This is a genomic window from Streptomyces sp. NPDC005805, from assembly GCF_040630445.1.
Taxonomy (GTDB): domain Bacteria; phylum Actinomycetota; class Actinomycetes; order Streptomycetales; family Streptomycetaceae; genus Streptomyces.
Map to the genome: position 1 here is coordinate 1 of NZ_JBEXXN010000052.1, position 15,770 is coordinate 15,770.

Annotated in this window: 14 protein-coding genes and 1 pseudogene; 7 read left to right on the forward strand and 8 right to left on the reverse strand. The window is 76.5% G+C overall.

What is annotated here, in order from left to right:
• Positions 1–89: 89 nt before the first annotated feature.
• From ABZ457_RS23980 to ABZ457_RS23995, 4 genes are read right to left on the reverse strand one after another with little or no spacing between them, the layout of a single operon-like run.
• Positions 90–1,328 carry a type III PLP-dependent enzyme gene (locus ABZ457_RS23980; RefSeq protein ID WP_359160799.1) on the reverse strand — a complete coding sequence of 413 codons (1,239 nt, stop codon included), beginning with the start codon at positions 1,326–1,328 and terminating at the stop codon, positions 90–92.
• Positions 1,329–1,375: 47 nt separating this feature from the next.
• Positions 1,376–3,157, reverse strand: coding sequence for an IucA/IucC family protein (locus ABZ457_RS23985; protein ID WP_359160683.1), 1,782 nt, complete (start codon positions 3,155–3,157; stop codon positions 1,376–1,378).
• A gap of 6 nt (positions 3,158–3,163) precedes the next feature.
• Complete coding sequence (locus tag ABZ457_RS23990) at positions 3,164–4,948, reverse strand: IucA/IucC family protein (RefSeq protein ID WP_359160686.1); 1,785 nt, start codon at positions 4,946–4,948, stop codon at positions 3,164–3,166.
• Positions 4,945–6,141: a siderophore biosynthesis protein gene (locus ABZ457_RS23995; RefSeq protein ID WP_359160689.1), complete on the reverse strand. Its 1,197-nt coding sequence runs from the start codon at positions 6,139–6,141 to the stop codon at positions 4,945–4,947. The genes ABZ457_RS23990 and ABZ457_RS23995 overlap by 4 nt, the downstream gene beginning before the upstream one ends.
• Positions 6,142–6,447: 306 nt before the next feature.
• Here ABZ457_RS23995 and ABZ457_RS24000 point away from each other — a divergent pair, with 306 nt between their 5' ends.
• Positions 6,448–7,314 carry a (2Fe-2S)-binding protein gene (locus tag ABZ457_RS24000; protein ID WP_359160692.1) on the forward strand — a complete coding sequence of 289 codons (867 nt, stop codon included), beginning with the start codon at positions 6,448–6,450 and terminating at the stop codon, positions 7,312–7,314.
• Positions 7,315–7,439: 125 nt separating this feature from the next.
• Here the strand turns inward: ABZ457_RS24000 and ABZ457_RS24005 are convergent, their stop codons facing one another.
• Together ABZ457_RS24005 and ABZ457_RS24010 are read right to left on the reverse strand one after the other, a co-directional pair.
• Complete coding sequence (locus ABZ457_RS24005) at positions 7,440–9,482, reverse strand: SpoIIE family protein phosphatase (RefSeq protein WP_359160801.1); 2,043 nt, start codon at positions 9,480–9,482, stop codon at positions 7,440–7,442.
• A gap of 270 nt (positions 9,483–9,752) precedes the next feature.
• Entirely contained in the window at positions 9,753–10,184 is a 432-nt protein-coding gene (locus ABZ457_RS24010) for a hypothetical protein (protein WP_359160695.1), read from the reverse strand.
• A 461-nt stretch (positions 10,185–10,645) separates the two neighbouring features.
• Between ABZ457_RS24010 and ABZ457_RS24015 the strand changes: the two are divergent.
• From ABZ457_RS24015 to ABZ457_RS24025, 3 genes and pseudogenes are all read left to right on the forward strand, one after another.
• Positions 10,646–11,917, forward strand: a pseudogene (locus ABZ457_RS24015) (chloride channel protein); the annotation flags it as partial.
• Between the two features lie 281 nt (positions 11,918–12,198).
• Complete coding sequence (locus ABZ457_RS24020; RefSeq protein ID WP_359160698.1) at positions 12,199–12,774, forward strand: potassium channel family protein; 576 nt, start codon at positions 12,199–12,201, stop codon at positions 12,772–12,774.
• A 143-nt stretch (positions 12,775–12,917) separates the two neighbouring features.
• Positions 12,918–13,259 carry a DUF5713 family protein gene (locus ABZ457_RS24025; protein ID WP_359160700.1) on the forward strand — a complete coding sequence of 114 codons (342 nt, stop codon included), beginning with the start codon at positions 12,918–12,920 and terminating at the stop codon, positions 13,257–13,259.
• A gap of 30 nt (positions 13,260–13,289) precedes the next feature.
• Here the strand turns inward: ABZ457_RS24025 and ABZ457_RS24030 are convergent, their stop codons facing one another.
• On the reverse strand, positions 13,290–13,511 hold the full coding sequence (locus ABZ457_RS24030; protein ID WP_359160703.1) for a hypothetical protein: 222 nt from the start codon (positions 13,509–13,511) through the stop codon (positions 13,290–13,292).
• A gap of 353 nt (positions 13,512–13,864) precedes the next feature.
• Here ABZ457_RS24030 and ABZ457_RS24035 point away from each other — a divergent pair, with 353 nt between their 5' ends.
• Genes ABZ457_RS24035 through ABZ457_RS24045 form a run of 3 tightly spaced genes read left to right on the forward strand, consistent with a single transcriptional unit; the run spans position 13,865 to position 15,080 of the window.
• Entirely contained in the window at positions 13,865–14,272 is a 408-nt protein-coding gene (locus ABZ457_RS24035; protein ID WP_359160706.1) for a phage holin family protein, read from the forward strand.
• Positions 14,269–14,817, forward strand: a complete 549-nt coding sequence (locus ABZ457_RS24040) for a DUF3618 domain-containing protein (protein WP_359160709.1) — start codon at positions 14,269–14,271, stop codon at positions 14,815–14,817. The genes ABZ457_RS24035 and ABZ457_RS24040 overlap by 4 nt, the downstream gene beginning before the upstream one ends.
• On the forward strand, positions 14,814–15,080 hold the full coding sequence (locus ABZ457_RS24045; protein ID WP_359160712.1) for a DUF4235 domain-containing protein: 267 nt from the start codon (positions 14,814–14,816) through the stop codon (positions 15,078–15,080). The genes ABZ457_RS24040 and ABZ457_RS24045 overlap by 4 nt, the downstream gene beginning before the upstream one ends.
• 296 nt (positions 15,081–15,376) lie before the next feature.
• Here the strand turns inward: ABZ457_RS24045 and ABZ457_RS24050 are convergent, their stop codons facing one another.
• Positions 15,377–15,550, reverse strand: coding sequence for a hypothetical protein (locus ABZ457_RS24050; protein WP_359160715.1), 174 nt, complete (start codon positions 15,548–15,550; stop codon positions 15,377–15,379).
• Between the last annotated feature and the right edge of the window lie 220 nt (positions 15,551–15,770).

A 15,770-nucleotide genomic window follows, 5' to 3' on the forward strand; every position in this document is an offset into this window, starting at 1 on the left:
CCCCACCCCGACGCTCTTCCGATCTGGTTCGTGGGCCGGGGGCGCGGCGTGCGGGGCCGCCGGACCGCCGGTACGGGCGGTCCGGCGGCTCATGCGTCCGCCCGGTCCGGGCCCGGCTCCCGGCCCGGACCGGGAGCCGGGCGCAGGAAGTGGACGCCGGGGTGCGGGTGCATCAGGAAGTCGTGGTGGGAGATGTTCCAGGCGTACGCGCCCGCGAGGGCGAACAGCACCCGGTCCCCCGCCCGCAGGCCCGGCAGGGGCACCCGGCGGGCGAGGACGTCCTTGGGGGTGCAGAGCTGCCCGGTGAGGGTGACGCGGCCACTGCGGGCGGCGGGCCGGGGCCACGGGTGGGGCCAGTGGTCGACCGGGAGCACGGCGCAGGGCTGGTCGTGCCCCTTGGTGGCCGGGGTGCGCAGATGGTGGGTGCCGCCGCGCAGGACGGCGAAGTCCTCGCCGTGGCTGTGCTTGACGTCCAGGACCTCGGTGGCGTACCAGCCGCAGTAGGCGGTCAGGGCGCGTCCCGGTTCGACGCGCAGTCGCAGTCCGGGGCGGTCGGCGAGGAGGCGGGCGAGGCCCTGCCCGTAGGCGTCCCAGTCGAAGAGGGTCCCGGGGCGGGTGTAGTCGACGGCCATGCCGCCGCCGGTGTTGACCTCGTGCAGGGCGGTGCCGTGCCGGGCGGCCAGCTCCTCGGCCCAGGTGACGACGGAGTGGGCGACGCGCAGGAGTTCGGGGGCGGCGGGGCCGCTGACCAGGTGGGCGTGGACGCCCCGCAGCCGGAGGCCGGGTGAGCGGGCCAGCAGGGCGAGGGCCTGGTCGGCCTCGGCGGGGTCGATGCCGAACGGGGTGGGTCCGCCGCCCATGGCGAGGGCGCCGGTCGCAAAGGCCCCGGCGTCCAGGGGCAGGTTGAAGCGGAGCAGGACCTCCGCTGTGCGGCCGGGCGCGCCGGACTCGGTGAGATGAGCCAGGGTGCGCAGTTCGGTGAGGCTCTCCACATGGACGCGGTGGACCCCGGCGGCGAGCGCGGCGGCCAGTTCGGCGGGGGTCTTGCCGGGGCCGCCGAAGGCGAGGGGGCGGCCGGGCACGGCCTTGGCGACATGGGCGAGTTCGCCGGCCGAGGCGACCTCGTAGCCGTCGGTGTGCGGGGCGAGCGTGCGCAGGAGTTCCGGTTCCGGGTTGGCCTTGGCCGCGTAGTACAGCTCGACGCGCTCGGGCAGGGCGGCCCGGACGCGGGCCGCGTGGGCGTCCAGGGCCCCGAGGTCGTAGAGGTAGGCAGGCAGGGCGGCGGCGCCGAGGGTCAGGGCGTGGTCGCGGACGGCGGCCGGGGGCACGGGGCGCGCCGGGTCGCCACTGGGGCGGGTGGCGTCGGGGGGCGGGGTCACCGGGCGGCTCCGGGGGCGAGGGGGGACGGCAGGTCGACATAGCCGGCCTCCCGGTCGGGGCCCCGGCCCCAGCGGGTGAGCAGGTTGGTCTTGGCGGGCAGCGGCGCCCCGGCGAGCAGGGCCCCGAGTGCGGGCGGGGTGCCGTGCCCGGCCGCGTACGCGGTGAGGACCCGGCGGACCTCCTGCCACAGCTCGTGCTCGGTGTGGGGGTGCAGATCGGCGACGGCGGCGAGGAGTTCGGCGATGTGGTTGACGAGGAGGCAGTAGGCGACGCGCCGCCAGCCCCGCGCCGGGTCGTAGGTGAGCGGTCCGGCGACCTCGGCGGGCAGGGCCGCGAGGGCGGCGGCGTGCGGGCCGGGGAGGAGCTTGGTGCCCTCCAGGTCGCGGAAGAGGACCCGCTCGGGCAGCCCGTCGGGCCCGGTGACCACCAGGACGTTCTGGAGGTGCGGTTCGAGGACGACGCCGTGGTCGAAGTAGGCGGCGAGGACGGGCGGGACGAGGAGGTCCAGATAGCGGCGCCACCAGTCGAGGGCGGCGGCCGGCGGGCGGCCGGCGAGCAGCCGGGAGACATGGTGGGGGCCGGTGGGGTACTCGTCGGCGACGGCGGCGGCGAGCAGGGCGGTGCCGCCGTCGGGGAGGTGGGGGTCGAGGCCGTCGCGGACGATGACGCCGAGCCCTTCGAGGAGTTCCCGGTCGGGGCGTCCGCCGGGGCCGGGGACGGCGGCGGAGCGGTAGGCGGGCTCGCGCAGGACGGCCGCGCCCGGGAAGCGGACCGCGAGGTCGGCGAGGGCGGGGCGCAGCAGACGGCTGAGGGCGACGGCGCCGCTGAGTTCGTAGTGGGCGTTCTTGCGGAGGCAGTTGGTGATGCGGACGTCCAGGCTGAACTTGAGGAAGGTGTCGCCGTCGTAGAGGGTGCGCACGGAGGCGGTGGGCACGAAGCGGCGGCGGCCGGTGCCCAGGTCGAGGACGTCGCCGCGGGCGAGCGCCCCGGCGAGGGCGGGCCGGGTGCGCAGCATGGCGTACTGCCAGGGGTGGGCGGGCAGCAGGCGGTAGCCGGGCGGGGCCTCGCCGAGGCGGTCGAGGGGGGCGGCGGCGCCGGGGTCGGCGCACTCCTCGGCGGTCAGTTCCTCGCGCACGGCGAGCAGGCGCAGGGGGAACGCGGCGCCGGACTCGGGGGCGTAGGCGGCCCAGGCGGCGGGGTCGGCGCCGTGCGCCTTGGGGGTGGGGTGGAAGCGGTGGCCGAGCGGGAGGGACTGCTCGGAGGCGAGGTAGGCGGCGAGGCGTCCGCTGCCGTGGGTGCGGCGGGGCGCGGCGAGGGCGGTGGCGACGGCCCGGTGCCCGGCGGCGACCTGGCCGGTGAACTCCTCGTTGGCGAGGCCGCTGCGCAGGGTGAGTTCGGCGTGGACGTGGTCGGCGAGGCGGCGCCAGCCGATGGGCGTCCAGGAGCCGTGCCGTTCCTCCTGGACCGGGCCGGTGAAGCGGTGGGCGCCGATCAGGGAGGTGCGGCGCAGGGCGATCCGGAGCCGGACCCCGCGGCGGGGCAGGCGCAGCAGCAGGTGTCCAACGCCGGTGGCGGCCTGTCCGTCGGGTCCGGAGACCTCCCGGAGGAGGCAGTTGACCAGGGTGTGGGCGACGGCGTCGTCCGCGGTGGGGGGCGCGGTGGGGGTGGCCGTCCGGGGCGAGGCGGGCGCACCCGGCGGGCGGGCCGGGGTGCGGGCGCCGGTGGGCAGGGGCGGGCGGGGCCGGGCGCGCAGGGGGCCGGGAGTGGTGCTGGGCATCGTCGGTCATGCCTCTCGCGACGAGGGGTTCCGGTGGTGGTTCAGGTAGTTGGGGCCGGTGGTGTAGTGCTTGTTGATGTCGCTCGCGCCCGAGCGGGCCTTGGTGAGCAGGGTGCCGGCGGTGACCATCGCCTTGACGGGCAGGTGCGGGGCGTCCAGGACGCGGGCGCGCAGCACCTCGCCGCCGTGTCCCTCGCCGAGCCGGGAGACGGCCTCGCGGAGCCGGTCGCGGACGAGGCCGAGAAGGGCGCCGAGGGGCGCGCGTCCCGCCCGGGCGAGGCCGAAGGCGTAGGCGCCCGCGCAGAGATGGACGGTGACGGTGGTGAACAGGTCGGCCACCGGGGCGTCGGAGGTGCCGGTGATCCGGGGGTCGTCGAAGCCGGGTCCGGTGGCCTCCTCGGCCGCGTCGCCGAGGCGGTCGCGCAGCCGGGCGGTGTTGACGCGCGGGCCGTCGTTGTCCTTGAACAGCAGGCGCAGCGGGTGGGGGCCTTCGGGGTCCAGGACCAGGGAGACGTTCTGCTGGTGGGACTCCAGGGCGATCCCGTAGCCGAAGAGGGTCGTCTGCCAGTCGAGCAGCAGGGTGAGCAGGGCGTCGAGGAGGGCGAGGGGGTCGCCACCGTGGTGGCGGTCGGCGAGGTGGTCGATCACCGGACGTCCGCCGGGGGCGGGGGCGAGGAGGGCGGCCAGGGGGACGGTCACGGCGGTGGCGGGCAGAGCCGGCAGGGTGCGGGCGAGGACGGCGAGGAGGGGGTGGCCGGCGTGGGCCCAGCGGGTCTCGTCGGCGAGCAGGACGGTGTCCCGGAAGCGGGGTTCACGGGCGAGGACGGTCTCCAGCAGTCGCTGCCCGGCCGTCCCGTCGCGCAGGGTGCCGGGTTTGACGGTGCGCCGGTTGAGCCGGCCGAGGGTGGCGGTGGCGAGGGGCAGTTTGAGGTGGACGCGGGGGTCGGCGGCGAGGGAGACGGTCCGCATCGACAGGGTGGGCACGACCGGGCCCCAGGTGCCGTCCGCGAGGTGCGCCCGGCCGCCGAGGCCGAGGTCCGCGAGGGCTTCCCGGAGGGGCCCGGCGGCGGTGAGGGGGTGGACGGGCAGCACGGTGTGGGTGGCGTCCAGCCGCGCGGGCAGCCCGGTCGCGGAGGGGGTCGCGGGCCAGGGCCACGGCGTGTCCCCGCCTGCGGTGGTGACGGTCCCGGCCGGGAGGGCGAGCAGCCGCAGCCCGAAGGAGGGGTGGAACTCGGGTGCGTGGGCGCGCAGTTCGGCGGGGCCGAGTCCGGCGCGGGCGCGGGAGGTGGGGTAGACGGGGTGGTCGGTGCGGGCGGCCAGGGTGTCGAAGGCGAGGGACGCGGCGGGGCCGGTCCAGTCGGCGGGGTCGGGGCCGTACCGCTCGCTCAGGGCGGTCGCGGTCTCCGCCCCGGTGGCCCGGTGCAGCAGGGTCGCGTCCAGGGCTTCGCGGCATTCGGCGGCGTAGGCGAGGTAGCCGGGCCGGTCGGCGGGGTCGGCCAGGGCGGCGAGCGCGGCGAGGATCTCGTCGGCGCCGGTCAGGTCGGTGCCGTCGGCCTCGCGGCGGAGGAGCGGCAGCCGGGCGGTCCAGCGGCTCTGGAAGCCGTCCTCGCGCACCGGCAGCAGCAGGGCCCCGGGGCCCTCGGCGACCCGGAGCCAGTGGCCGTCGGCGGCCCGGTGGACCGTGCTCCGGCTGCGCAGCCCGGCGACGTCCTCGCGCAGCAGGGCGCCGAGGACGCGCAGCAGCAGGGCCCCGGCGGGGTCGGCGCCCCCGGGGCCCGGGTCCGCGCTCACGGGGTGATCTCCCAGTGCTGCGCGGCGAGGAAGCCCTCCACGGCCCGGTCCACGGCGCTCTGGTCGTCGCCGGTGGCGCGGACCACACCGAGGAAGTCCCGGTTGGTGCGCCGCACCTCGTGGTAGCTGCCCTGGGCGCGCAGCGGACGGTACGTCAGATGCACGTCCCCGATGGCCTGTTCGAGAGGGCCGGGCGCGGCGGTGAGGGTGCCGTCCCGTTCGGCGACGGGGTAGTCCAGGCGTGCGGCCCGGCCGGTGCGGAGGCCGAGTGGGTCGGGCAGCGGGCGGCCGAGGTACGGGGCGAGGATCAGCTCGAACAGGGGGATGCCCAGCAGTTCGGCGAGGAGGAGGTCGCAGCGGTCGCCGATGGCCCGGTAGTTGACCTCCACCAGCCGGGCGCGCCCCTCGTGCACGGTGAACTCGGTGTGGCACGCCCCGAACCCCACGCCCAGGGCGTCGAGCTGGGCGAGGACCTGCGCGACGACCGGCTCGGGGTGGGCGGGGACCCAGGTCAGGCTCTCCTCGATGAAGTGCGGCGGCGGGGAGAGCCGGGTGCGGAAGCCGCCGAGCACATGGCGCCGCCGCCCGTCGCCCAGGGTCTCCAGGGTGCACAGCTCACCGGGCAGGTACTCCTCCACGACCAGCGTCCGACCGGGCCGGCGGTCCCGTATACCGGCGCAGAGGGCGGCGAGTTCCCCGGCGTCCCCGGCCAGCACCACGTCCTCGCTGGCCACGCCCTCGCGGGGTTTGACCACGCACGGGAACGGCCAGTCCGGTTCGGCGGCGAGGAGCCCGGCCGGGTCCCGGCCGGGCGGCACTTCGGCGGCGCGGACGGCGTCGAGCCCGGCGGCGGCCAGGGCGCGGCGCATCTGGGCCTTGTCCTTGGTGCGCAGGGCGGCGCGCCAGTCCTTGCCGGGCAGGCCGAACCAGTCGGCGGTGAGGGCGGCCTGCACCTGGAGGTGGTCGCTGTTGGTGAAGACCGCGTCCGGCGCGGGTCCGGCGCTCAGCCGGCTGATGACGGCCCGGAAGTCCCGCACCTCGCACGGCAGTACACGCGTTCCCGGGCAGGCGGCGAGGTGCGCGTCCGGCTGGTCGGTCAGCACGGTGACATCGAGGCCGAGCCGGCGGGCGGCGGGGAGGAAGCCCTCGGTGACGGAGTCGGTGGGGTTGAGGGCGAGCAGGGAGAGCTGCATGGGGTTCCGTTTCCGCGACGGCGCCGTGCCCGGCGCGGCGCACGGCTCCGCGCAGGGCGCCGGACGGCCCCCTGACACGGGTCCGTTCCAGGTCATGACGGGTGAGCTTAGGTTAGGCAAGCCTAAAAGCACCAACTCGCCACACCTGCACCCCGGTTCACACGGACCACAGCCGGGAGCGAGTAAGGTGAGCCTTCCTTCGACCCGGCGGCGACCGCCGCCGGGCGTGTGCCGCGCTGCCGTGCCCGCGCTACCCGCCCCCGGCCCGCGGACCCCGACCGGCCCTGCACGTCCCAAGGAGTTCCCGTGACCCCGGCCCCGGCGTCGGCGACCGTCCGACCCGCCGCGAGCTGCTCTGCCCTGCTCGCCTCGGCCTACCGCCGCCTCGGCGCGCTCTGCCCGGCGCTCGACCTCACCGTCGCCGAACCGGCCGCGCCCGCCGGCCAGGGCTGGGCGGACGGCGCCGAACTGGTCCTGCGGCCGCCGCTGCTGGAGGCGCTGCTGGACGCGGAGGCCGAGGGCATCCGCGAGCGCTACGGGGTCGGCCCCCGGCCGGATGTGGCCGCGACCCGCATCCTGCACGGCTGGCTGTGGTCCGTCTGCCTGCTCGTCAGCGGGCCCTGGTACCTGGAGCGCCGGGTTCCGAGGCTGCGCGCCGACGAGGTGCGGGTCCATCTCTCCTCCGGCGCCTGGCAGGTGGTGCCGGGGGCGTTCACCTGCCTGCCCGGTGACCCGGCCGCGGGGCTGCCCGGGGTGCAGACGGTCCCGGACGAGGACGCGCTGCGGGCGGAGGTGCGCGAGACGGCCGCCCGGCTGGCGCGCCCGCTGCTCGGGGCGCTCGGGCCGCGGCTGCGCCGGGGGCCGCGGGCGCTGTGGGGCATGGTCGGCGACGACCTGGTGTCCGGGGTCTGGTACCTCGGGCGGATGCTGGGCGAGGAGGAGGCCGCGGTGGGCGCCGCGGGCGCACTCCTCCCGGGCCCGGTGGGGCCGTTCCCCGGCGGCGCGGACTTCCGGACGCTGACCGGGCGCGGCGGCGCCCGCCATCCCACGCGCACCCGGCTGGGCTGCTGTCTGCACTACACGGTCCGCCCGCTGGAGGCGTGCGCGACCTGCCCGCGCACCTGCGACGTGGAGCGCCTGCGGCGGCTGGAGGAGGAGGCCGCGGGGGGCTGAGCCGAAGGCCGGTCCGGCCGGCGCGCCCGGGGCCGGCCCCGGGCCGATCGTCTCCCGGCATCCGGGCGGCCACCGGAACGGCTCCCGACAGACCTCCGGCCGACCGAACAGATACTGACAGGCCGTCAGCCGGTCGCGCGGGCGATCAGCAGGGCGACGTCGTCGGGGGTGTCGGGCCGTCGCAGGGCCCTCAGCAGCCGGTCGCACGTCTCCCCCAGTGTCGCGTCCGCCGTGTGCAGCAGCCCGGTCAGGGTGCCGAGCCGGGTGTCGATGTCCTGGTCGCGGGTCTCCACGAGCCCGTCCGTGTAGAGGACCAGCACATCCCCGGGGTCGATGCCGACGGTGATGCTGCGCAGTCCCGTCCCGCCGACCGCGCCGACGCCCAGCGGCGCGCCCGGCGGCAGGTCCAGCAGCCTCGGGGTGCCGCCCCGCCGCACCAGGACCGGCGGCAGATGCCCGGCGTTGGCGATGCAGACCTGGGCCCGGTGCGGGTCGTAGACGGCGTAGATGCAGGTCGCGATGTACGGGTCGAGACCGGCGGTGATCTCGTCGAGATGGCGCAGCACCACGGCCGGGTCGAGGCCGAGGCGGGTCAGGGTCTGGGTGGCGGTGCGCAGCCGGCCCATCGCGGTGGCCGCGTTGATCCCGCTGCCCATCACGTCCCCCACGACCAGGGCGGTGCGCTCGCGGTCCATGGGGACGACGTCGAACCAGTCGCCGCCGATCTCGCTCCCGGCGCGGGCCGGCTGGTACCGGGAGGCGGCCTCCAGGCCGACCAGGTGCCGGGGCATCTCGGGCAGCATGCTGCGCTGGAGGAGGAGCGCGGTCTCCCGCTGCTGCCGGTACCAGCGCGCGTTGTCGATGCAGACCGCGGCACGGGAGGCGAACTCGGTCGCCAGCAGCACGTCGTCCTCGCTGAACGGCTCCTGGTTGCGGGTCCGTTTGAGGTCGAGCGCGCCCAGGACCTCGCCGCGCGCGATCAGCGGGACGGCGAGGTAGGAGTGGACCCCGGCCCGGGCGAGGAGTTCGGCCGCCCGGTCGTCGCGGGCGATGTCGCGGAGGTCGCCGGGGCCCAGCACATCGATCCGCACCGGCTGCGCGGTCCGCACACACCGGGTGACCAGGCGTCCGGCACCGTAGCGGGCGAGTTCCCCGGGCCGGTCGGCCGCCTCGACGGCCACCGTGGGGTACGCGGCGGTGACGGCGAGCGCCCGGATGAGGACGTCCCCGTCGCCCTCGTCGCGATCCCGGTCGGGGCCCGCGCCGGGGTCGGCGAGGATCCTGTCCAGCACGTCCACGGCGGCCACGTCGGCGAGGTCGGGCACGGCGACATCGGCCAGTTCGCGGGCGGTCTGCTCCAGGTCGAGGGTGGTGCCGATGCGCATGGACGCGTCGGCGACCAGGGCGAGGCGGTGGCGTGCCCGCTCCGCCTCGGTCGCCGCCCGGTGCCGGTCGGTGACGTCCACGACGGAGACGGCGACGCCGATGACCCGGCCGCCGGGGTCGTCCAGCCGGTACAGGGAGAGCGACCAGGCCCGCTCCCCCGCCTCCGGCGGCAGCGGCCCGAGCACATGGCGGTCCACCAGCGGCTCCCCGGTCGCGAGGACGCTGCGCATGGCGGCCTCCAGGCGGTCGGCGTCGCCGAAGTGCAGGGTCTCGTGGATGCCCCGGCCGAGGAGTTCACCGGCGGGCAGGCGGCCGAGCCGCTCCAGGGCGGGGTTCACGGACACGTACCGCAGGTCGGTGTCGAGGACCGCGAGGCCGATGGGCGACTGGTCGACGAGCCGGACCGAGAGGGCGAGGTCGCGCTCGACGCGGTGCAGGGTGGCCCGGTCGGTGGCCAGGCCGAGGGCGTAGTAGCCGCCGAGGTCGTCCTGGAGGCGCATGTTCCGCCACTCCAGGAGGCGGGTGGAGCCGTCCTTGTGGCGGACCCGGAAAACGCCCTCCCAGCCCTCGCCGCTCTCCATGACCCGGCGGAAGAGGTTCAGCACCAGGTGCAGGTGCTCGTCGGCGACGAGCAGTTGGGCGGCGTACCGGCCGAGGGCCTCCTCGGTGGTCCAGCCGAGGAGTTCCTCCGCCTGCGGGCTCCACAGGACGATCCGGCCCTCGGCGTCCACGACCACGGCGGCGACGCCGAGGAGTTCCATCAGCCCGCCGGGCGGGGACAGGGCGAGGTCCGCGCCGCCGTCGTCGGCGAGGCTGCCGTCGTCGGCGAGACCCGCACGGAACACGTCAGCGCTGCCCACCGTGGCTCCTTCCGCTGTCACGGCTCGGGGCGCGCCCGGCCGCTCGCGCCCTCTCGCCGGGATGACGGGTACCCCCATACTCCCCCGGCAGGGGCTCGGACCGCAGCCCTTCGGACCGAACCGGGCGCCCGGGAAACGCGCGGGGGCGGGCCGGGCCGGGTCCGGCGGTGGTCGTAGGGCGAGCCGGGTGGGTCAGGCGGTGGTCGTGGGGCGGTAGGCGGCGAGCGCCCAGATCACGAAGACGTCGATCGCGATCATGATCACGGCCCAGACCGGCGAGTAGGGCAGGAACAGGAACTGGGTGATCAGGGAGAGCGAGGCGAGCAGGATGCCGGTGAGCCGGGCCCATTCCGCGCCCTTGAGGACACCCGCGCCGGTGACGGCCACCAGCACGCCGACGACCAGGTGGATCCAGCCCCAGCCGCTGAGGCTGATGCGGTACACGTAGTCGCCGACCCGGGTGTACCAGTCGTCCTCGGCGATCCCCGCGATGCCCTGGAGGACGGCGAGGACCCCGCCGCACAGCATCAGCACACCGGCGAACACGACTCCGCCGGTCACCCAGTCGCTGTCGGGATCGGGGACGGGCGGCCTGGCGCCGACCGGGGGCGTTTCCTGGGTCATCGAGCGCTCCTTCCGGATGCGCGCACCGGGTGGGCGCGGGAGGTTCGAGCGTCCGGCGCGGGCCCGCCGGTGCGCCATCCGGGCGCGTCCGAACGGGGTGTCCCGGGGGGAGCCCGTCTGGGTCCGGGAGCGTCCGAACGGGGTGTCCCGGGGTGGGCCCGTCTGGGTCCGGGCGTGTCCGAACAGGGTCTCCCGGGGCGGGCCCGTCTGGGTCCGGGCGTGTTCCCCAGGGGGCGTCCCGGGGGGGAGCCCGTTTCGGTCCGGGAGCGTCGGGACGGAGGGCGCCGGGCCGGGTGCGGCCTGGCCCGGGGGCGTCCCGGCCCGGTGCGGCCCGCCGCCGTTCACCCGGTCCGCGCAGCACACCGGGCAGCGGGACGGGCGGCGGGCGTTGACTGAAGGGTGCCCGGCGGTCCCCGAGCCGCCGGGCACCCCTGCGGGGGACGCCGAGCGCGGGAGGACCCATGGCGGAGGCGACCGGCCTGCGGGAGCTGCTGCGCAGCCCCGGCTACGCCCGGCTGCTGGCGCTCTCCGCCCTGATGGGCGTCCCCATCGCGCTGGCCTGCTTCTTCTTCGTCAGCCTCCAGCACGAGCTCCAGCACTGGGTGTGGGAGTCCCTGCCCGAGGCGGCGGGCTACGACGAGGCCCCCTGGTGGTGGCCGCTGCCCGCGCTGCTGCTCGCCGGACTGCTGCTGGCGCCCGTGGTGACCCGGGCGCCGGGGCACGGCGGGCACATCCCGGTGAACGGGCTGGGCGGGCCGATGCTGGGGCCGCGCGACCTGCCGGGGGTGGCGTTCGCGGCGCTGGCGACGCTGCCGCTGGGTGTGGTCCTCGGCCCCGAGGCGCCGCTGATGGCGGTCGGCAGCGGGCTGGCCCTGCTCGCCCTGCGGCCCGCGCGCCGGGCCGCGGACCCGCGGGCCGCCCTGGTCGTCGGCACCACCGGGTCGACGGCCGCGATCTCCACGATCCTCGGCGGACCGGTGGTCGCGGCGGTGCTGGTACTGGAGGCCGCGGGGCTCGCGGGCCCCCGGCTGGTGGTGCTGATCCTCCCCTGCCTGCTGGCCAGCGGGGTCGGCGCCCTGGTGTTCACCGGCTTCGGCGACTGGACGGGCCTGTCGGTCGGGGCGCTCTCCCTGCCGGACGTGCCGCCGCCGGCCGCGCCGGACGCGGGCGACTTCCTGTGGGGCGTCCCGCTGGCGGTGCTGATCGCCGTCGTCGTCACGGGCATGCACCGGATCGGACGGGTGACAGCGGCCTGGACCGCCCGGCGCACGGCGGTGCGGACGGTCCTCTGCGCGGCGGGCGTCGGGGGGCTGCTGGCCGCGTACGGGCTGATGACGGGCCGGTCCCCGGAGGAGGCGGCGCTCTCGGGCCAGGCGGCGATCGCGGAACTGGCCGCCGATCCGGGCAGCTGGCCGGTGGGCGCGCTGCTCGCGCTGGTGCTGTGCAAGGGGCTCGCGTGGGGGCTGTGTCTCGGCAGCATGCGCGGCGGGCCGATCTTCCCGGCGGTGATGCTGGGCGCGGCGGCGGGGGTGGCGGCGTCGGGCCTGCCGGGGCTGGGGGTGACCCCGGGGCTCGCGCTGGGCCTGGCGGCGGCGACCGCGGTGGTGACCCGGCTGCCGGTCACCAGCACGGTCCTGGCGGTGCTGCTGCTGGGCCGTGACGCGCACGACCAGATGCCGCTGATCGTGGTGTGCGCGGTGGTCGCGTTCGTGACGGCGGAGCTGCTGGAACGGGGCCCGGGCGCGCAGGCACCGGGCCCGGCCCCGGCGGACGTCCCGGCGGGACCGGCCCCGGCGGACGTCCCGGCGCAGGGCTCGGCGGGACCGGGTCCGGGGCCGGCCGGTCCTGGCCCGGGGGACGGTCCGGCGCAGGGCTCGGCGGGCTCGGCGGGTGGGCCCGGTCCGGACGGGCCTGCGGGTCCGGCTCCGGGCGGGGCAGGCTCGGCGGGTGAGCCCGGTCCGGCGGGGCCTGCGGGTCCGGGCCGGCCTTCGCGTCCCCCAGACGGGGACGGGTCATGACCGGCAAGGGCAAGGACCCGCACCCGGCCGCGCGGAAACCGCACCGCTCCGGACGCGGCCTCGCCCTGCGGTGGGCGCTGAGCCTCACCGTCGTGGCGGCGATGACCACCGGCTACTTCCTCTTCCCGCTGGAGCACTTCGGCCCGGACCGCCCCGTCCTGAGCTGGACGCTGTTCATCGCCGCGCTCGGCTCCGTGGCGCTGCTCCTGCTGCTCCAGATCCGGGACGTGATCCTGGAGAACGACCGCGCCCGGCCGGGCATCGCCATCCCGCTGCTGATGTGCCTCTCGGTGGTGGTCTTCTCGGGCGCGTACCACACCCTGGCCCGCACCGGCGGCGAGTTCCACGGCCTCGAAACCCGCCTGGACGCCCTCTATTTCACGATCATCACCCTGGCCACGGTCGGCTACGGGGACATCGTCCCGACCGGGCAGACGGCCCGGGTGGTGACGATCGTGCAGATCCTCTACACCTTCGTCTTCCTGACGGCCGCGACGACGACCCTGTCCCGCCGCGTCCGCCGCCAGGTCGGCCGCCGCCTCGGCCACCAGCCACCCGCGGACGACTCCTGAACGCGGGCGCGCCGCTTGTGGCGTGCGCGTACGCGTGCGCCCCGGCGGCCCGGCCCGCCGCCTCCTGACGGGGCCGGCTGTCAGTGGGTGCCCGCATGATCGGTGCGTCGGTCCCACCCACACGTCCCACGAGGAGCAGCACCATGGCGGTCACCAACCGGCAGGTGGCGGAGCACGCCTTTCTCCGTCCCCTGTACGAGGACCCGTATTTTCCCGACCACGTGCTCGACAAGGGCCGGGCGATCCTGCTGCGGCTCTGCGAGCGGATCGAGGCGGAGCAGCCGCGCGACCTCGCGGGCCTCTACCGGCTGACGGCGGGGGCCACGGAGGAGTTCAACCTGCTGGAGGCCGAGTTCGAGGCGGCCGGGAGCGAGATCGAGACCGTCGCGAGGGAGGAGATCGGCGACGCCTTCTGGTTCATCGCCCAGGCGTACGGGTTCAGGGACGCGGACGGGGAGGAGCTGATCGCCGGCCGGGACTGGTGAGGCTCGCCGACGGGGGCGGCCGGGCTCGCGTCAGGCGGCGCGGGCCAGGTCCTCGCGGGTGCCCTCGGCGCGGGCGGCCCGGTGGGCGCTCGCGTCCTCGGCGCGGACCGCTTCCGCCCACTCCGCGAGGAGTTCCCGGTACCGCTCCCGCTCGCTGACGGTCAGCATGCCGCGGCACCACAGCGCACGGATCTCGGCGTTCACGACGGAGGCAGCCCGTGAGCCCGTACGGCGGTGTGGTGTCGAAAGCATGGTCGAACTGTAGTGGCGGGGTACAACAGCGAGGGTGGAGGGCGGGCAGAGTGACCGGTTCTCGACCCCGGGGCCGCGGCGGCGTCGGCAAGGTGTAGGGCGGCGGCGCGGACCGCCAGCGGCGCCACTTCCGGCGCAGCGGCAGCCTGCGCGCCGTGGTGGACCGCGCGCCGGAAGCGGCGGGCTGACGCAGTGTGCGCGCAGCCCATGTGTGCCGGACCTATGTGTGCCGGGCCTATGTGCGCGCAGCCCAAATATGCGCCCACATATGAAGTCCGCACACGAAACCCGCAGTTGTACAGCGGCGCCGACCGGGTAGCCGGAGCCCAAGCATCCGTGAGGTGGTGAAGGCAATGAGCGACATCCGTCGGGATGTCCCGGACGAGCCGGTCGGAGAGCTCGTCGGCCGGGCGTCGCAGCAGATCTCGCAACTGGTCCGCGAGGAGCTGCTGCTGGCCCGGGCGGAGATGACCGAGAAGGGCAAGCGACTCGGCATCGGCGGCGGGCTGTTCTCCGCCGCCGGGCTGACCGCCCTGTTCGGGTTCCAGGCGCTGGTGGCCACGGCGGTCATCGCCCTGGCCCTCGTCCTGCCCTGGTGGGCGGCGGCGCTGATCGTGACGGTGGTGCTGTTCCTGACAGCGGCCGTCCTCGGCGCCGCGGGGAGAAGGAACGTCCGCGCGGCCACTCCGCCGAAGCCGGAGGAGGCCCTGCGCGGTGTGCAGCGCGACGTACACGAGATCAAGGAAAGGGCACATCGATGAACACCCCTTCGCACAGCAGCAACACGGAGCCCGGCGCCCCGTCCAGCGAGGAGCTGCGGGATCAGGTGGAGCACACCCGGGAGGAACTCGGCCGGACCGTCGAGGCGCTCGCCGCGAAGGCGGACGTGAAGAGCCGGGTCAAGCAGTCCGCGTCCGAGGCGAAGGCGAAGGCCGCGGACAAGGCCGCGCACGCCACGGAGGAGACCGCCCGCCGGGCGGGCGAGGTCAAGGAGCAGGCCACCCGCAAGGCGGCCGCGGCGAAGGAGCAGGCCGCCCACAAGGCGTCCGAGGCCAAGGAGAAGGCGGCACACACGGCAGCGCTCGCCAAGGACCAGGCGGCGCACAAGGCGGTCGAGGCGAAGGAGAAGGCGGCGGCCGCCGCGGCGACCGTCGGCGACAAGGTGCGGGAGAAGGCCCCGCCGGCCGTTCAGGACACCGCCCAGCAGGCCGCCGAGACCACCCGGCGCAACCCGAAGCTGATAGCCGGGGCCGCGGCCCTCGTGGTCGCCGTGGTGGCCCTGGTCCGGCGGAGGAGGAACCGGTGAGGACGTCGAAACTCCTCTACAAACCGGTCGGCTTCGCCCTCGGCGCGGCGACCGGAGCGGTGGCGGGAGCCGTCTTCGGCCAGGTGTGGAAGCGGGTCGGCGGCGACAGCGAGGCCCCACGCGCGACCGACGAGGACCGCGGCTGGGGCGAGGTGCTCCTCGCGGCCACCTTGCAGGGCGCGATCTTCGCCTGCGTCAAGGCGGCGGTGGACCGCGGCGGCGCGGTCGCCGTCCGGCGCGTCACCGGCACCTGGCCGGACTGACGTCTCCGGACCGCCTTCGCCCCTCCGGCCCGGGCCCGCTCACGGCGGGGTCCCGGACCGCCTTCGCCACGCCGACCGCGCACAACGGCCCGGGCCCGCTGAGACAGGGCCCGGGCCGTCGCACATCCGAGCCCCTGGCCGTGGCCCGGCGCGCGGAGCCCGGACGGCCGCCGCGCGCACCCCGGACCCGGTGGTGCCGTCCCGCCCGGAGCGGCGACACCACCGGGGACGCGATCGAACCCCGACCGCACGCCTCCGACCCCGGGCCGGGACGACCGAGGGCCGGTGACGGCCCGTCACATCGTCGCACCCCGGCGGTCGTCGTCGCTGGTCCGGCGGAGCCGGCCGGCGTGGGAGGTGACGTCGGCGATACGGCGGGCGATCTCGGGGTGGGTGTCCACCACATGCTCGTGGGTGTCGGCGAGCGGGGCGACGAGCCGGGCCGCGTCGTCCTCGCCGAGGGCGGTCACGACGCGGGCGACGTCCGCGCGGGCCTCCGGCGGCAGGTCCCCGAGGGAGGCGACCTGGCCGGCGAGCGCGCGCAGTTCGGAGGCGTGGCCCCGGGCCCAGGTGGTGACGCTCCGGTCGGCGGCCCTGCGGTCACGCGTGGCCCGGATCCGCCCCTCCCCCGTGCTGCCGGGGTTTCCGGGACGCAGGGCGGTGAAGAGGCATGGACCCCGTTCACCCGGT

Excerpts from the sequence above, each read along its gene's own strand:
- ABZ457_RS24035 (WP_359160706.1), top strand. The coding sequence starts at position 13,865 with ATGAGCGACATCCGTCGGGATGTCCCGGACGAGCCGGTCGGAGAGCTC.
- ABZ457_RS24040 (WP_359160709.1), top strand. The coding sequence starts at position 14,269 with ATGAACACCCCTTCGCACAGCAGCAACACGGAGCCCGGCGCCCCGTCC.
- ABZ457_RS23995 (WP_359160689.1), bottom strand. The coding sequence starts at position 6,141 with ATGCAGCTCTCCCTGCTCGCCCTCAACCCCACCGACTCCGTCACCGAG.
- ABZ457_RS24010 (WP_359160695.1), bottom strand. The coding sequence starts at position 10,184 with ATGACCCAGGAAACGCCCCCGGTCGGCGCCAGGCCGCCCGTCCCCGAT.
- ABZ457_RS24030 (WP_359160703.1), bottom strand. The coding sequence starts at position 13,511 with ATGCTTTCGACACCACACCGCCGTACGGGCTCACGGGCTGCCTCCGTC.
- ABZ457_RS23985 (WP_359160683.1), bottom strand. The coding sequence starts at position 3,157 with ATGCCCAGCACCACTCCCGGCCCCCTGCGCGCCCGGCCCCGCCCGCCC.
- ABZ457_RS24020 (WP_359160698.1), top strand. The coding sequence starts at position 12,199 with ATGACCGGCAAGGGCAAGGACCCGCACCCGGCCGCGCGGAAACCGCAC.
- ABZ457_RS24025 (WP_359160700.1), top strand. The coding sequence starts at position 12,918 with ATGGCGGTCACCAACCGGCAGGTGGCGGAGCACGCCTTTCTCCGTCCC.